Source organism: Paracoccus sp. SMMA_5_TC (assembly GCF_009696685.2).
Taxonomy (GTDB): Bacteria; Pseudomonadota; Alphaproteobacteria; order Rhodobacterales; family Rhodobacteraceae; genus Paracoccus.
This window is the reverse complement of sequence record NZ_CP102355.1, coordinates 310,790-325,949: the sequence shown is the minus strand read 5'-3', so window position 1 is coordinate 325,949 and position 15,160 is coordinate 310,790. Positions and strand designations below refer to the sequence as shown.

Sequence of the window (15,160 nt, the reverse complement as noted above, 5' to 3'; positions counted from 1 at the left end):
GTTGGGCCGGGGAATGTTCCGTGGTTTGGGACGGAACCGTCGTCCCCGAGGTCATTCCCGCAGCGCAGGCCCGCGCCGCCCTCATGCACGTGCAGAGCCTTGGTGCGATCCGTGGACATGCTGGCGGCAGGGGTGGCGCCCGTCGCATGTCCTTGGCGCTGACGCTTGTGCGGGACAGCGCTGGGCGGCGGGCAATTGCTGCCGGGCCGGGTCTTGCAAGCGGATCCTCTTCGCTGCCGGGGGCAATAGTATGCCGCGATTATCCCTTCGGCAGCCTCTCTGAACCCCACGAACAGGGATAATATTGCTTTTTCAACACGTTGCGGTGGCAGAGGCCCCGGCATTACGCTGGGGCCTGCCGCAGCCGCCGCGCTGCGGGAAGAGCGATCTAGCCCCCCGACCTTCAGCCTGTCGCGGGCAGGGGGCAGATCGTGCTTGCCTGCGGTCTAGAAATGGATGGCGCGGCCATAGGCGGACAGCACCGCCTCGTGCATCATTTCCGACAGCGTCGGGTGGGGGAATACGGTTTCCATCAGCTCGGCTTCGGTCGTTTCCAGCGTGCGGCCCACGACATAGCCCTGAATCAGCTCGGTCACCTCGGCGCCGACCATATGGGCCCCCAGAAGTTCGCCGGTCTTGGCGTCGAACACGGTCTTGATCAGCCCGTCGGGCTCGCCCAGGGCGATGGCCTTGCCATTACCGATGAAGGGGAAGCGGCCCACCTTGACCTCATAACCGGCGGCCTTGGCCTTTTCCTCGGTCAGACCGACAGATGCCACCTGCGGGTTGCAATAGGTGCAACCGGGGATCGAATTCGGCTTGATCGGATGCGGGTGACCGCCGGCGATCAGTTCCGCCACCATCACGCCTTCGTGGCTGGCCTTGTGCGCCAGCCAGGGCGCGCCCGCCACATCGCCGATGGCATAAAGCCCATCGACCCCGGTGCGGCAATATTCGTCGGTCACCACATGGGTGCGGTCGATCTTGACGCCCAGTTTCTCCAGGCCCAGGTTTTCGACATTGCCGACGATGCCCACGGCCGAAATCACCGTGTCGAATTCCTGAGTCTCGGTCTTGCCGTCCTTTTCGATATGGGCGGTGACCTTGCCGGCGGCGCGGTCCAGCTTCTTGACCGTCGCCTTTTCCATGATCTTCATGCCCTGCTTGACGAACTGTTTCTTCGCCAGGGCCGAGATTTCGGCATCCTCGACAGGCAGCACGCGGTCCATCACCTCGACCACGGTGGTGTCGGCGCCCAGAGTATTGAAGAAACTGGCAAATTCTATGCCGATCGCGCCCGAGCCGATCACCAGCAGCTTTTTCGGCATCCGCGGCGGTTGCAGCGCATGCTTGTAGTTCCAGACCAGATCGCCGTCAGCCTCGAGACCCGGCAGATTGCGCGCGCGCGCGCCGGTGGCCAGCACGATGGCCTTGCCGGTCACTTCCTCGGTGCCCTTGTCGGTCTTGACCGACAGCTTGCCCGGCGCGGTCAGCGTGGCCTCGCCCATGATGACGGTGACCTTGTTCTTCTTGAGCAGGTGCCCGACGCCGCCCGCCAGCTGCTTGGCCACCCCGCGCGAGCGCTGCACCACGGCGCCCAGATCGTAGCCGATCTTGTCCGCCGACAGACCGAATTCCTTGGCGCGGTGCATCAGGTGGAACACCTCGGCCGAACGCAGCAGTGCCTTGGTCGGGATACAGCCCCAGTTCAGGCAGATGCCGCCCAGATGTTCGCGCTCGATGCAGGCGACCTTAAGGCCCAGCTGGGCGCCGCGAATGGCGCAGACATAGCCGCCAGGCCCGGAACCGATCACCACCATGTCGAAGGACTGCGCCATGGACTTCCCCCTCTGAAAAAAGATAGTTGAGCGTTAAACCATTTCTCAGACGTCAGCAAGCGACAGCTTGCCCGACACCAATGCGCCATAGCCGCCGGCCTCCATCACGCGGTTTTCCGCCGGCGTGGGGGTGCGGCCAAGGGCGGCATTGCGCCAGGGGAAGCGCCCGAAACGGGCGATGGTGTCGCGATGCAGCTGCGCGTGGCGAAGATTTTCGCCGGGCATGAAGCGTGTGAACAGATCGACGGCCAGATCCTGATCGGCCAGATCCTCGGAATGCTCGAAGGGCATGAACAGGAACTGGCGGGCGGGCGGTTCGATCTGCAGGTGATAACTGGCGTCAATTGCCTGCCGCGCCAGATCGCGCGCCAGCGGGTCGGTGGCAAATGCGCGCGGATCGTCCCTGAACATGTTGCGCGGGAACTGATCGGTCAGGATGAGCGCGGCCAGCGCGCCTTCAGCCGTGCGCGCCCATGCCGGCGCCAGATAGGCGGCCTGTTCCCACGTGTGCATGAAGCCATCACGGATTTCGGCATCCAGCGTGTCGGACCGTTCATACCAGCCCTTTTCCCCAACCTCGACCAACCAGAAATGATTGATCTGCTCTGCGGTGGCATGTGACGACATTGCGGCCCCCTGCTGTTGATGGGGGAATGGTTGCACCGACGGGGCCTTGCCGCAAGCCCTTCAGCCCGCGCGCGGACCGTCCTCGCCGCTGGCGGTTTCCAGTGCGGCCTCCACCGCGACCGGGGTGGCCGAGGGGGCGATGATGGCAAAGTTCTGGTCCAGGGTAGGCGCTGCGCGCCGCATCCGGCGATAGGCGGTATAGCCGGCCAGCAGCGTCATCAGCGCGAAAAGATACAGCCAGAACCCGTCAGGGCCGATCCAGTCCATCAGCCAGCCGGTAATCAGCGGGCCGGTCATCGCGCCGATGCCGTTGATGAACAGCAGCCCCGCCGAAGCGGCCGCCATGTCGCTATTGTCCAGGAAGTCGTTGGTATAGGCCAGCAGCAGCGAATAGACGGGGTTGGCAACGCCGCCGATCAGCGCCGCCGCCAGCAGCAGGCCCCAGATGCCGGGCTGCAGCATGACCGTCAGCATGCAGACCGCCGCGCCCAGGATCGCCAGGGTCAGGACGATGGCCCGCCGGTCGCCGTGATCGGACAACCAGCCGATGGGATATTGCAAGAGCAGCCCGCCCGCATAGATCGCTGCGACAAAGGCGGAAATGTCGCGCACCGACAGCCCCTTCATCGAGCCCCAGACCGCAGCCATGCCGAAGATCGCAGAAAACACCCCGCCCATCAGGAACAGGCCGATGCAGCCCAGCGGCGACACCTGGAACAGCTTGCCAAAGCTCATCCGTTTCAGGGTGGCGAATTGCGGTGCCGGCTGCGCGGACAGCAGGATCGGCAGGAACGACAGGCTGACCAGCACCGATGGGATCACGAACAGCAGATAGCCGGCCGGGTCGGCGACATTGATCAGCAACTGGGCGCTGATGATGCCCAGCATCTGCATGATCATGTAAGCCGACATGGCCTGGCCACGCGATTCGTTGCTGGCCGAGGCGTTCAGCCAGCTTTCGGCGGTGATATAGACGCCCGAAAAGCAGAACCCGATCAGCAGCCGCATCAGCGACCAGGCCAGCCAATGCGGCGCGGCCGCATAAAGGATCAGCACCGACGAAATCAGCGAGCCCAGGGCGGCAAAGACCCGCACATGCCCCACCCGCTGGATCAGCCCCGGAACCACCCGCGATCCCAGCAGGAACCCGCCGAAATAGGCCGACATCACCACCGACATCTGTGTGGTCGAAATCGCCTCAATCTTGCCGCGGATACCCAGCAGCGTGCCCTGCATTCCGTTGCCGACCATCAGCAGCAGGATGCCCAGCAGCAGGGGCCAGGTGGTGCGCAGCACATTCAGCATCAGGTTCCCCCGGGGATCAGCAAGGATGCGTCGCCGTAGCTGAAGAAGCGATAGCCCGAATCGACGGCATGCCGATAGATGGCACGGATGCGATCCTGGCCCATCAGGGCTGAAACCAGCATCAGCAATGTCGATCGGGGCAGGTGGAAATTGGTCATCAGCGCATCCGTCACCCGAAAACGATAGCCCGGATAGATGAAGATTTCCGTAACTCCGCGAAAAGGATGCATGACACCCTCGGGATCTGCCGCCGATTCGATCAGGCGCAGCGCGGTGGTGCCGACCGCAATCACGCGTCTGCCGCTCTGCCGGGCCCTGTTGATGGCCTGGGCCGCCTCGGGGGTGACCTCGCCCCATTCGCCATGCATCTTGTGGGTGGTCACATCCTCGACCTTGACCGGCAGGAAGGTGCCGGCGCCGACATGCAGGGTGACATGCACGAATTCGACCCCCCTGGCGCGCAGGCGGTCGAGCAGGTCGTGATCGAAATGCAGGCTGGCGGTGGGGGCGGCGACGGCCCCGGACTTGCGGGCCCAGACGGTCTGATAGTCCTGGTGATCGGCGGCATCCGGCGGCCGCAGCGCGGCGATATAGGGCGGCAGCGGCATCGCCCCCACCTGTGCCAGCGCCGCGTCGAAATCTTCGCCCTCGGCATCGAAACGCAGGGTCAGCCCGCCCTCGGCCATGCTGACGACTTCGGCCGAAAACCGGTCGGAAAAGCGGATCACCTCGCCCGGACGCAGCTTGCGCAGCGGCTTGGCCAGCGCCCGCCAGCCGTCGGCCGCCGGTTCCAGCAACGTGACCTCGATCCGGGCCTGCACCTCGCCTTGCGCGGTCTGGCGGCTGCGGGTGCCGGTCAGCCGGGCCGGGATCACCCGGGTGTCGTTCAGCACCAGCAGATCGCCCGGCCCCAGCAGGTCGGCCAGATCACGCACATGCAGGTCGCGGATGTCGTCGCCCTGCGCCAAGAGCAGCCGGGCCGAGGATCTGGGCCGGGCCGGGCGGGTGGCGATCAGCGATTCGGGCAGGTCAAAGTCGAAATCGTCCAGTTTCATGGCCGGGTTGTGTCGCCGCCGCCGGTTGGCGTCAAGCATGCTCATCCACAAGTGAAATGCTCGGGCTTTACTTGTCCGAGAAATTTGCTAAGTAATCGCGCATGAGGTGACCCCATGATCGTTTGCCACTGCACGCAGATTTCCGACCATGACATTCGCGCCGCGGTGGACTGGATGCGTGCCGCCGACCCGCAGACGATCATCACCCCCGGCAAGATCTATCATGCCCTGGGCAAGCGCGCCGACTGCGGCGGTTGCATGCCTTTGTTTCTGGACACCATGCGCGCTTGCGATAATCTGGCGGTTCCTCCGGTCCTGCGAGGGCTGAGACATAACCGCACAGGGGTAAGCCATGAAGGGCGACGCAAAGGTCATCGAATATCTGAACGCAGCGCTGCGGTCTGAACTGACGGCAGTCAGCCAGTACTGGTTGCATTACCGGCTTCAGCAGGACTGGGGCTTTGGCAAGATCGCCGACAAGTCCCGCGCCGAGTCGATCGAGGAAATGCACCACGCCGACCGGCTGATCCAGCGCATCATCTTCCTGGAAGGCCATCCGAACCTGCAAAAGCTGGACCCGCTGCGCATCGGCCAGAACCTCAAGGAAACCTTGGAATCCGATCTGGCCGCCGAACACGATGCCCGGACGCTGTATATCGAGGCGCGCGAATACTGCGACAAGGTCGGCGATTACGTCAGCCGCAGCCTGTTCGACGAACTGCTGGCCGACGAGGAAGGCCATATCGACTTTCTGGAAACCCAGCTGGGGCTTTATGAACAGATCGGCGCCCAGAATTATGGCCAGCTGAACGCCAAATCGGCTGACGAGGCCGAATAATCGATCTGGAACCGCTGCGGGGGCGGGTTTCCCCCGCAGCATCCTGGATCAGGCCGTCAGCCAGTCGCGGGCCAGTTGCGGCAGATCGTCGAAATGGCGCAGCATCGCCTCGGGCGCCAGCCGCGCCAGGCCGGCACCTTCGGGGCCAAAGGCGACCAGCGCCACCCGCACCCCGGCGGCTGCTGCGGTCTTGCGGTCGGTTTCGGTATCCCCGACCAGAAAGGAACGCGCGACCTGACCGCCGGCGGCGCGCACCGCCTCGCGATAGGGGCGGGGATCGGGCTTGCGCACCGGCAGACTGTCGGCCCCGACCATAGCCGCGAACCGGTCACGGATGCCGAGTTCCTGCAACAGCGTCTCGGCCAGTGCCGCGGGCTTGTTCGTGCAGACCGCCAGACGATGGCCGGCATGTGCCAACGCCTCCAGCGCGGCTTCGGCGCCGGGATAAAGCCGGGTGTGAACCGCGATTGCCTGCCCGTAGTGATCCAGCAGCCGGCCATAATCCTCGTCCTCGGCGCCGGGGGGCAGCAGAATCTCGGGGGACAGGCGGGCGTAGCCCGCGCGAAGCATGGCCCGACCGCCATGAAAGGCGATCAGCGCATCGCCGACCGGGTCCAGCAGATCGCCCAGCCCGCGGGCACGAAAACAGGCATTGGCCGCCGCGATCAGGTCGCCCGAGGTGTCGGCCAGGGTTCCGTCCAGATCAAAGACCACCGTTCCGGCCATGCTGAAACCTTTCGTCAAGATGTTTGATGCGTTGGGGCCTTTCCCCGCCAGCGCCCTCTAGGTAGAACGCCGGCCAGGGATAGGGAACAGGCAAGAGGCAGTGATGGTCGAGAAACCCGTTGCGCTGATCGTCCTTGCTGCCGGGCAGGGCAGCCGGATGCAATCGGATCTGCCCAAGGTGCTGCACCGGCTGGGGGGCGTGCCGTTGCTGGCCCATGCCCTGGCCGCCGGGCGGGCGCTGGATCCGCAACAGGTGGTCGTGGTCGCCGGCCATGGTGCCGATGCCGTCAGCCGCGCCGTTGCCCGCATCGAACCCGATGCCCGCATCGCCATGCAGGCCGAACAGCTGGGCACGGCCCATGCCGTTTCCCAGGCCCTGCCATTGCTGGAGGGATTCCAGGGCCGGGTGCTGGTGCTTTACGGCGATACCCCCTTCATCCAGCCGGAAACCCTGGCGGTCCTGGTCGAACACCCGGCGGATGTCGTGGTGCTGGGCTTTCACGCCGCCGATCCCGGACGCTATGGCCGGCTGGTGGTCGGGCCCCAAGGGCTGGAACGGATCGTCGAATACAAGGATGCCGATGCCGAAACCCGGGCCATCGGCCTGGTCAATTCCGGGGTGATCGCGGCGGATGCAGAGTTGCTGCGCACGTTCCTGCCGCGCATCGGCAATCGCAATGCGGCCGGGGAGTATTATCTGACCGATCTGCCGGCGCTGGTGCGCGCGGCGGGGTTGCAGGTCGATGTCGTCACCTGCGACGAATCCGAGACCATGGGCATCAACACCCGCGCCGAGCTGGCCCGGGCCGAAGCCGCCTTTCAGGCGCGCGCCCGTGCCCGGGCGCTCGAGGACGGGGTGACGCTGACCGATCCGGCGACGGTCTGGTTCTCGCTGGACAGTTGCGTGGGCCGCGACGCCATCATCGGGCCGAATGTGGTGCTGGGACCGGGGGTGACCATCGAAAGCGGCGCCGAGATCCTGGCCTTCTGCCATCTCGAGGGTTGCCATGTCAGCGCCGGCGCCACCGTGGGCCCCTTTGCCCGGCTGCGGCCCGGGGCGGAACTGGGCGGCGATGTCCATGTCGGCAATTTCGTCGAGATCAAGAACAGCGTGCTGGAAGAGGGCGCCAAGGTCGGCCATCTGACCTATCTGGGCGATGCCCATGTCGGCGAACGCAGCAATATCGGCGCCGGCACCGTGACCTGCAATTACGACGGCGTGAACAAGCACCGGACCGAAATCGGCGCCGATGCCTTCATCGGTTCCGACACCATGCTGGTCGCACCGGTTCGGGTCGGGGCGCGGGCGATGACGGGCTCGGGCTCGGTCATCACCCAGGATGTGCCGGACGAGGCGCTGGCACTGGGCCGCGCCAAGCAGGTGAACAAGGCAGGTCTGGCAGCGCGTCTGATGCAGGCCCTGCGCCAGAAAAAGGGCAAATAGGCATGTGCGGGATCATCGGCATCCTGGGCGATCACGAGGTATCGCCCCAACTGGTCGAGGCGCTCAAGCGCCTGGAATATCGCGGCTATGACAGTGCCGGCGTTGCCACCGTGGACGAATCGGGCCGGCTCGACCGCCGCCGCGCCGTGGGCAAGCTGATCAACCTGTCGGACCGGCTGGTGCATGAGCCGCTGCCGGGCCATGCCGGCATCGGCCATACCCGCTGGGCCACCCACGGCGCCGCGACCGAGGCGAACGCCCATCCCCATCGCCGCGGTCCCGTGGCCGTGGTCCATAACGGCATCATCGAGAATTTCCGCGAATTGCGCGACGAGGTCATCGCGCTGGGCTTGCAGCCGGAATCGCAGACCGACACCGAAACCGTGGCCCTGCTGACCGCCTGGCACATGGCCCAGGGGCTGGATGCGATTGCCGCGGCGCGTGCGACGCTGGCGCGGCTGCACGGGGCCTTTGCCCTGGCCTTTTTGTTCGAGGGCGAGACCGATCTGATGATCGGGGCCCGTCGCGGCAGCCCGCTGGCGGTGGGCCATGGCCAGGGGGAAATGTTCCTGGGCTCGGACGCGATCGCGCTGGCGCCCTTTACCGACCGGATCACCTATCTCGAGGACGGCGACCATGTGATCCTGCGCCGCGACGGCGCGCAGATCTTCGATGCGCAGGGCCGGCCCGCGAACCGCGAGATCCAGCAGATCGATGTTGGCGCCACCCGAATCGACAAGGGCGGGCACCGCCATTTCATGGCCAAGGAAATCGCCGAACAGCCGGTGGTGCTGGGCGATGCGCTGAACCATTACATCAAGGGCGACCGCATCGTGCTGCCCGAGGCGCTGGATTTCCGCGATGTCGACCGGCTGACGCTGGTGGGCTGCGGCACCGCCTATTACGCGGCGCATGTGGCGCGCTACTGGTTCGAAAGCCTTGCCGGGCTGCCCTGCGATCTGGATGTGGCGTCCGAATTCCGCTATCGTGAGCCGCCGCTGTCGCCCGACAGCTGGGCGCTGTTCGTCAGCCAGTCGGGGGAAACCGCCGATACGCTGGCGGCGCTGCATTACGCGCGCGGCAAGGTTGCGCGCACCATCGGCGTGGTCAATGTCGGCACCTCGGCCATTGCCCGCGACGCCGATATCGCCCTGCCCACCCTGGCCGGGATCGAGGTGGGCGTCGCCTCGTCCAAGGCCTTCACCTGCCAGCTGGCGGTGCTGGCGGTGCTGGCGCTGAAGGCCGCGCATGACCGCGGCCGGCTGGATGACGCCGGCCTCTCGGCGCATCTGGCCGACCTGCGGGCACTGCCGGGGCTGGTCAATCAGGCGCTGCTGCTCAGCGACGAATGCCGGCGGCTGGCGGGCTGGCTGTCCGAGGCGCAGGACGTGCTTTATCTGGGCCGCGGGCCGCTTTATCCCGTGGCGCTGGAAGGGGCGCTGAAGCTCAAGGAACTCAGCTATATCCATGCCGAAGGCTATGCCTCGGGCGAACTCAAGCACGGCCCGATCGCGCTGATCGACCGCAATGTGCCGGTGGTGGTGGTGGCGCCGCGCGACGGGCTGTTCGACAAGACCGTGTCCAACATGCAGGAGGTCATGGCCCGCCACGGCCAGGTGCTGCTGATTTCGGATGCCGAGGGGATCGCGAGCGGCGGTCATGGCGTGCGCGCCAGCCTGACCATGCCGCAGGGCGGCGGCCTGTTCCAGCCGATCCTTTACGCGGTGCCGATGCAATATCTGGCCTATCACACCGCAGTGGCCAAGGGCACCGATGTCGACCAGCCGCGCAATCTGGCCAAGTCGGTAACGGTGGAATAGCCCATTGCCACGGCAGGCGTGGCGAAAGGATGACCATGCGCGAGCTTGAGCAGTTGCAGGCACGGGCCGATGCCGCAAAGGCGGCGGACATGGCCGCCTATCACAAGGTCCCGCGCCCTTATCTGGGCGTGGCGGTGCCGGTGATCGACGAACTGGCGCGCGGCTGGCGGGCCGAACTGGATCTGCCCGGCCGCATCGATCTGGCTGGCCGGTTATGGGACAGCAACGTGCACGAGGCCCGCATTGCCGCGGCCAAGCTGCTGACCCAGGCCCGGATACGGCCCGATGACGCGGTCTGGCGCCTGATCGCCGGCTGGGTGCCGCAATTCGATGCCTGGGCGATCGCCGACCACGCCATGGGCGCAGGGGCCCGGCGCCTTGTCGCCGATCCCGTCCGGCTGGACGAGGTGGAAACCTGGCTGGACCATCCGCAGTTCTGGGTGCGGCGCGCGGCCCTGGTCGGCACCTTGCCCTGGACCCGGATCCGCAACCCCAAGCCGCTGGACCTGGCGCGTCGCGACCGCATCCTGGGCTGGTTGGGCCGGCTGGCCGACGACCGCGAATGGTTCGTGCAGAAGGCCATCGCCTGGTGGTTGCGCGATCTGTCAAGACATGACCCGCAGGCCGTGCGCGACTGGCTGGCGCAGCATGGCCCGCGGCTGAAACCCTTTGCCCGGCGCGAGGCCGGGCGCTGGCTGGGCTAGCCCTGATAGACCTCGATTTCGGGCAGGTCGGTCAGGCTGACACCGATCAATTGCAGCGCCGACAGCGACACCTGGCTGCCGGCACCGGCCGGGCCGGGCAGGGGCAGCAGCCGCACCTTGGCCGATTTGCCGTTGGCGGGGTTGACGATGCGTCCGGCGGTTTCGCTCTTGACCAGCGGCGTCTTGATCCAGAAGCCCGGCATCGACGGATCGCCCAGCGAGGCGATGGTGCTGCCCAGCCGCCGCTCGGCTGTCGCCGGGGCCGCTGCCGCGGCCTGTCTTTCGGCAGGAGTCGCGCGGTCAAGCTGGCTGACCGTGGCCGAAACCGGTGCTCCGATGCTCGAGGCGCCGCTGACCTTGCCCGGCGTGCGCGGCGCGGTCCCTGTCAGCACCGGGCCGGGGATCACCGCCGCCCCGGTGGCCGGATCGGTCATGCTGGGCAGGACCGCGCCGGGGGCAGGGGGCGTGTCCTTGCCGGCGCCATCCTGGCTGCAGGCGGCAAGGCCCAGCAGGCACAGGGTGCCGATCAGGGGCAGGGATGGGATGCGCATGAAACTCTCCGTCCTTGGAAATGGTCGCAGCCTAGGGCCTGCAAAGGTTGCTTGTCCATCGCGACATGCCCGCATGGTTACGACAGTTTCAACGCTTTGGCATGCTTGTGAAGCATGGTGGCGGGGCGTATCTTCGCATCATGGACGCTGTCGCCCCGCTTGTGGACCCGTTTGCCCGCCCGATCACCTATCTGCGGGTGTCGGTCACGGATCGCTGCGATTTCCGCTGCACCTACTGCATGTCGGAACACATGCAATTCCTGCCCAAGCGGGACTTGCTGACGCTTGAGGAACTGGATCGGCTGTGTTCGGCCTTTGTCAGGCTGGGCGTGCGCAAGCTGCGCATCACCGGGGGCGAGCCGCTGGTCAGGCGCAACATCATGGAATTCTTTCGCGCCATGTCGCGCCATCTGGGCCAGGGGCTGGAGGAGCTGACGCTGACCACCAACGGCAGCCAGTTGGCGCGCTTTGCGGATGAACTGGCCGCCTGCGGCGTCCGGCGCGTCAATGTGTCGCTGGATACGCTGGACCCCGACCGCTTTGCCCGGATCACCCGCTGGGGCCGGCTGCCGCAGGTGCTGGATGGCATCCGCGCCGCGCAACGCGCCGGGCTGCGGGTCAAGATCAACACCGTCGCGCTCAAGGGCTTCAACGAGGACGAATTGTTCGGCCTGGCCGAATGGTGCGCCGATCAGGGCCATCACCTGACCTTCATCGAGGTGATGCCCATGGGCGACATGGGCGAGGAACAGCGGCTTGACCAGTATTGGCCGCTGTCGGACCTGCGCGCGCGGCTGGAACAGCGACTGACGCTGACGCCGCTGACCGAACGCACCGGTGGCCCGGCCCGTTATGTCCGGGTCGAACAGACCGGGCAGAAAATCGGCTTCATCACCCCGCTCACACATAATTTCTGCGAAAGCTGCAACCGGGTGCGGCTGACCTGCACGGGCGAACTGTTCATGTGCCTTGGGCAAGAGGATCGCGCCGATCTGCGCGCGCCGCTGCGGGCCAGCGACGACGACCGCCTGTTGACCGATACCATCCGCGAGGCGATCCGCCACAAGCCCAAGGGGCATGATTTCGATTACTCGCGCCGGCATGTCAGCGGCCAGATGAGCCGTTTCATGAGCCACACCGGCGGCTAGGGCCGCAAGGCTGCCACGCCGGCGAATGTTCGCCGGATGTTCTTTCCATGGTTGCCATTTGGCTGCGAATGCCTATCTGATGCCTCTGGCGGAATCAGGACGTGGCGATGGAACAGAAGTTCATCGAGGTTCGCGGCGCACGCGAACACAATCTGAAAAGCGTGGACATGGATATTCCCCGCGACAAGCTGGTGGTCATCACCGGACTGTCGGGTTCGGGCAAGTCCAGCCTTGCCTTCGATACCATTTATGCCGAAGGCCAGCGACGTTATGTCGAAAGCCTGTCGGCCTATGCCCGCCAGTTTCTGGACATGATGGGCAAGCCGGATGTTGACCACATCAGCGGTTTGTCGCCCGCCATCAGCATCGAGCAGAAAACCACATCGAAGAATCCGCGGTCCACCGTGGGCACCGTGACCGAGATCTACGACTATCTGCGGCTGCTGTTTGCCCGCGCCGGCACCCCCTATTCGCCCGCCACCGGCCTGCCGATCGAGGCCCAGCAGGTGCAGGACATGGTCGACCGGATCATGGATCTGCCCGAAGGCACCCGGGCCTATCTGCTGGCCCCGATCGTGCGCGACCGCAAGGGCGAATACCGCAAGGAATTCCTTGACCTGCGCAAGCAGGGCTTTCAGCGGGTCAAGGTCAACGGCCAGTTCCACGACCTTGAGGAACCCCCGGTCCTGGACAAGAAGCTGCGTCACAACATCGACGTGGTGGTGGATCGCCTGGTGGTGGGGCCGGGCATCGAAACCCGCCTTGCCGATTCGCTGCGCACCGCGCTGGACCTGGCCGATGGCATCGCGCTGCTGGAAACCGCCCCGGCCGAGGGCGAGCCGCAGCGCATCACCTTCAGCGAAAACTTTGCCTGCCCGGTCAGCGGCTTCACCATCCCGGAAATCGAACCGCGGCTGTTTTCCTTCAACGCGCCGTTCGGGGCCTGTCCGGTCTGTGACGGCCTGGGGGCCGAACTGTTCTTTGACGAACGGCTGATCGTGCCCGATACCTCGCTTTCGGTGGCGCAGGGGGCGCTGGCGCCCTGGGCCAGGTCGAAATCCGCCTATCTGACTCAGACAATCAATGCGCTGGCGAAATTCTACGGTTTCGACAAGAAAACCCCGTGGAAGGATCTGCCCGACAGCGTGCGCCAGATGTTCCTGCGCGGCTCGGGCAGCGATGAAATCCCGTTCCGCTTCGATGATTCGGGCCGCGTTTACGAAGTCACCCGCAGCTTCGAGGGGATCATCCCGAACATGGAACGGCGCCTGCGCGAAAGCGATTCGGCCTGGGTGCGGGAAGAGTTCGAGAAATATCAGAACAATCGCCCCTGTGGCGCCTGCCAGGGCTACCGGCTGAAGCCCGAGGCGCTGGCGGTGCGGATCGCCGGCGCCCATATCGGCAATGTCACCGAACTGTCGATCCGCGAGGCCTTGGCCTGGGTCGAGGCAGCGCCCGCGCATCTGTCGCGCCAGAAGAACGAGATCGCCGCCGCCATCCTCAAGGAAATCCGCGAACGGCTGGGCTTTCTGGTCAATGTCGGGCTGGATTACCTGACGCTCAGCCGCGCTGCCGGCACGCTGTCGGGCGGCGAAAGCCAGCGCATCCGGCTGGCCAGCCAGATCGGTTCGGGGCTGACGGGGGTGTTGTATGTGCTGGACGAGCCGTCGATCGGATTGCATCAGCGCGACAACGACCGGTTGCTGGCGACCTTGAAGGGGCTGCGCGATCAGGGCAATTCGGTGATCGTGGTCGAGCATGACGAGGATGCAATCCGCCATGCCGATTATGTATTCGACATGGGACCGGGGGCAGGCGTTCACGGCGGTCAGATCGTCGCCAAGGGCACGCCGGCCGAAATCGCCGCCCACCCCGACAGCCTGACCGGCCAGTATCTGTCCGGCGCGCGCGAAATCGCCGTTCCGGACAGTCGCCGCGCGGGGAATGGCAAGGCCATCCGCATCGTCGGCGCCACCGGCAACAACCTCAAGGACGTGACGGTGGATTTTCCCTTGGGCAAGTTCGTCTGCGTGACCGGCGTTTCGGGCGGGGGCAAGTCCACGCTGACCATCGAGACCCTGTTCAAGACCGCCAGCCTGCGTCTGAACGGCGCCCGCCAGACCCCCGCCCCCTGCGAGACGATCAGGGGGCTGGAACATCTGGACAAGGTGATCGACATCGACCAGCGTCCGATCGGCCGCACGCCGCGGTCGAACCCCGCGACCTATACCGGCGCCTATACCCATATCCGCGACTGGTATGCCGGGCTGCCGGAATCGAAGGCGCGCGGCTACAAGCCGGGCCGCTTCAGCTTCAACGTCAAGGGCGGCCGCTGCGAGGCCTGCCAAGGCGACGGCGTCATCAAGATCGAGATGCACTTCCTGCCCGACGTCTATGTCACCTGCGAAACCTGCAAGGGCAAGCGTTACAACCGGGAGACGTTGGAGGTGCAGTTCAAGGGCAAGTCGATCGCCGATGTGCTGGACATGACCGTCGAGGACGCGCTTGAATTCTTCAAGGCGGTGCCCTCGATCCGCGACAAGATGGAGGCCCTGGTCGAGGTGGGGCTGGGCTATATCAAGGTCGGCCAGCAGGCCACCACCCTGTCGGGCGGCGAGGCACAGCGGGTCAAGCTGTCCAAGGAGTTGTCGCGCCGCGCCACCGGCAAGACCCTGTATATCCTGGACGAGCCCACCACCGGCCTGCATTTCGAGGATGTGCGCAAGCTGCTCGAGGTGCTGCACTCGCTGGTCGATCAGGGCAATACCGTGGTGGTGATCGAACACAATCTGGACGTCATCAAGACCGCCGACTGGATCATCGACATCGGCCCGGAAGGCGGCGATGGCGGCGGCCGCATCGTCGCCACCGGCACCCCCGAACAGGTTGCCATGGTCGCCGAAAGCCATACCGGCCGATATCTTGCCCCGATGCTGGCCGCGGCCCGCAGCCGCGCGGCGGAATAGCCCGCCCGGTCCGCTCGCGGCAGGCCGGGGGCGGACGCGGAAAAATGCGGGCATTTCGGGGGTCAGGGTGTGTCGAATCCCCGCGCTGCGAGGGGTCCGACCGTTGACCATATTCGCCGCCGGGGCTAAACGGGCCTT

Annotated in this window: 13 protein-coding genes; 7 read left to right on the top strand and 6 right to left on the bottom strand. The window is 65.7% G+C overall.

What is annotated here, in order from left to right:
* Nucleotides 1-446 precede the first annotated feature (446 nt).
* The 4 genes from lpdA to queA are packed head-to-tail and all read right to left on the bottom strand — an operon-like array spanning nt 447 to nt 4,825.
* Entirely contained in the window at nt 447-1,838 is a 1,392-nt protein-coding gene (gene lpdA / locus GB880_RS01645; RefSeq protein WP_154490856.1) for a dihydrolipoyl dehydrogenase, read from the bottom strand.
* Between the two features lie 45 nt (nt 1,839-1,883).
* A complete protein-coding gene (locus GB880_RS01640; RefSeq protein WP_154490859.1) occupies nt 1,884-2,465 on the bottom strand; it encodes a DUF924 family protein in 582 nt (193 codons plus the stop codon).
* A 60-nt stretch (nt 2,466-2,525) separates the two neighbouring features.
* Nucleotides 2,526-3,770 (bottom strand): MFS transporter, encoded by a 1,245-nt coding sequence (locus tag GB880_RS01635; protein ID WP_154490862.1) that lies wholly within the window; start codon nt 3,768-3,770, stop codon nt 2,526-2,528.
* Nucleotides 3,770-4,825 (bottom strand): tRNA preQ1(34) S-adenosylmethionine ribosyltransferase-isomerase QueA, encoded by a 1,056-nt coding sequence (gene queA, locus GB880_RS01630; protein WP_154490973.1) that lies wholly within the window; start codon nt 4,823-4,825, stop codon nt 3,770-3,772. Before queA ends, GB880_RS01635 begins: the two co-directional genes overlap by 1 nt.
* Before the next feature lie 114 nt (nt 4,826-4,939).
* Here queA and GB880_RS01625 point away from each other — a divergent pair, with 114 nt between their 5' ends.
* The gene (locus tag GB880_RS01625) at nt 4,940-5,230 is read left to right on the top strand and encodes a (2Fe-2S)-binding protein (protein ID WP_154490865.1); all 291 of its coding nucleotides are present in this window, start codon (nt 4,940-4,942) and stop codon (nt 5,228-5,230) included.
* Entirely contained in the window at nt 5,178-5,663 is a 486-nt protein-coding gene (gene bfr / locus GB880_RS01620; RefSeq protein WP_154490868.1) for a bacterioferritin, read from the top strand. Before GB880_RS01625 ends, bfr begins: the two co-directional genes overlap by 53 nt.
* 48 nt (nt 5,664-5,711) lie before the next feature.
* Here the strand turns inward: bfr and GB880_RS01615 are convergent, their stop codons facing one another.
* Complete coding sequence (locus tag GB880_RS01615; protein ID WP_154490871.1) at nt 5,712-6,389, bottom strand: HAD-IA family hydrolase; 678 nt, start codon at nt 6,387-6,389, stop codon at nt 5,712-5,714.
* 103 nt (nt 6,390-6,492) lie between these two features.
* Here GB880_RS01615 and glmU point away from each other — a divergent pair, with 103 nt between their 5' ends.
* From glmU to GB880_RS01600, 3 genes are read left to right on the top strand one after another with little or no spacing between them, the layout of a single operon-like run.
* Complete coding sequence (glmU, locus tag GB880_RS01610) at nt 6,493-7,833, top strand: bifunctional UDP-N-acetylglucosamine diphosphorylase/glucosamine-1-phosphate N-acetyltransferase GlmU (protein WP_154490874.1); 1,341 nt, start codon at nt 6,493-6,495, stop codon at nt 7,831-7,833.
* Nucleotides 7,834-7,835: 2 nt separating this feature from the next.
* Entirely contained in the window at nt 7,836-9,653 is a 1,818-nt protein-coding gene (gene glmS, locus GB880_RS01605; RefSeq protein ID WP_154490877.1) for a glutamine--fructose-6-phosphate transaminase (isomerizing), read from the top strand.
* A gap of 35 nt (nt 9,654-9,688) precedes the next feature.
* A complete protein-coding gene (locus tag GB880_RS01600; RefSeq protein WP_154490880.1) occupies nt 9,689-10,357 on the top strand; it encodes a DNA alkylation repair protein in 669 nt (222 codons plus the stop codon).
* Here GB880_RS01600 and GB880_RS01595 read toward each other — a convergent pair.
* The gene (locus GB880_RS01595) at nt 10,354-10,908 is read right to left on the bottom strand and encodes a hypothetical protein (protein ID WP_154490883.1); all 555 of its coding nucleotides are present in this window, start codon (nt 10,906-10,908) and stop codon (nt 10,354-10,356) included. The genes GB880_RS01600 and GB880_RS01595 overlap by 4 nt on opposite strands.
* Nucleotides 10,909-11,048: 140 nt before the next feature.
* Between GB880_RS01595 and moaA the strand changes: the two genes are divergently transcribed.
* Nucleotides 11,049-12,056 carry a GTP 3',8-cyclase MoaA gene (gene moaA / locus GB880_RS01590; protein WP_154490886.1) on the top strand — a complete coding sequence of 336 codons (1,008 nt, stop codon included), beginning with the start codon at nt 11,049-11,051 and terminating at the stop codon, nt 12,054-12,056.
* 107 nt (nt 12,057-12,163) lie between these two features.
* A complete protein-coding gene (gene uvrA / locus GB880_RS01585) occupies nt 12,164-15,022 on the top strand; it encodes an excinuclease ABC subunit UvrA (protein ID WP_154490889.1) in 2,859 nt (952 codons plus the stop codon).
* Nucleotides 15,023-15,160: the final 138 nt, after the last annotated feature.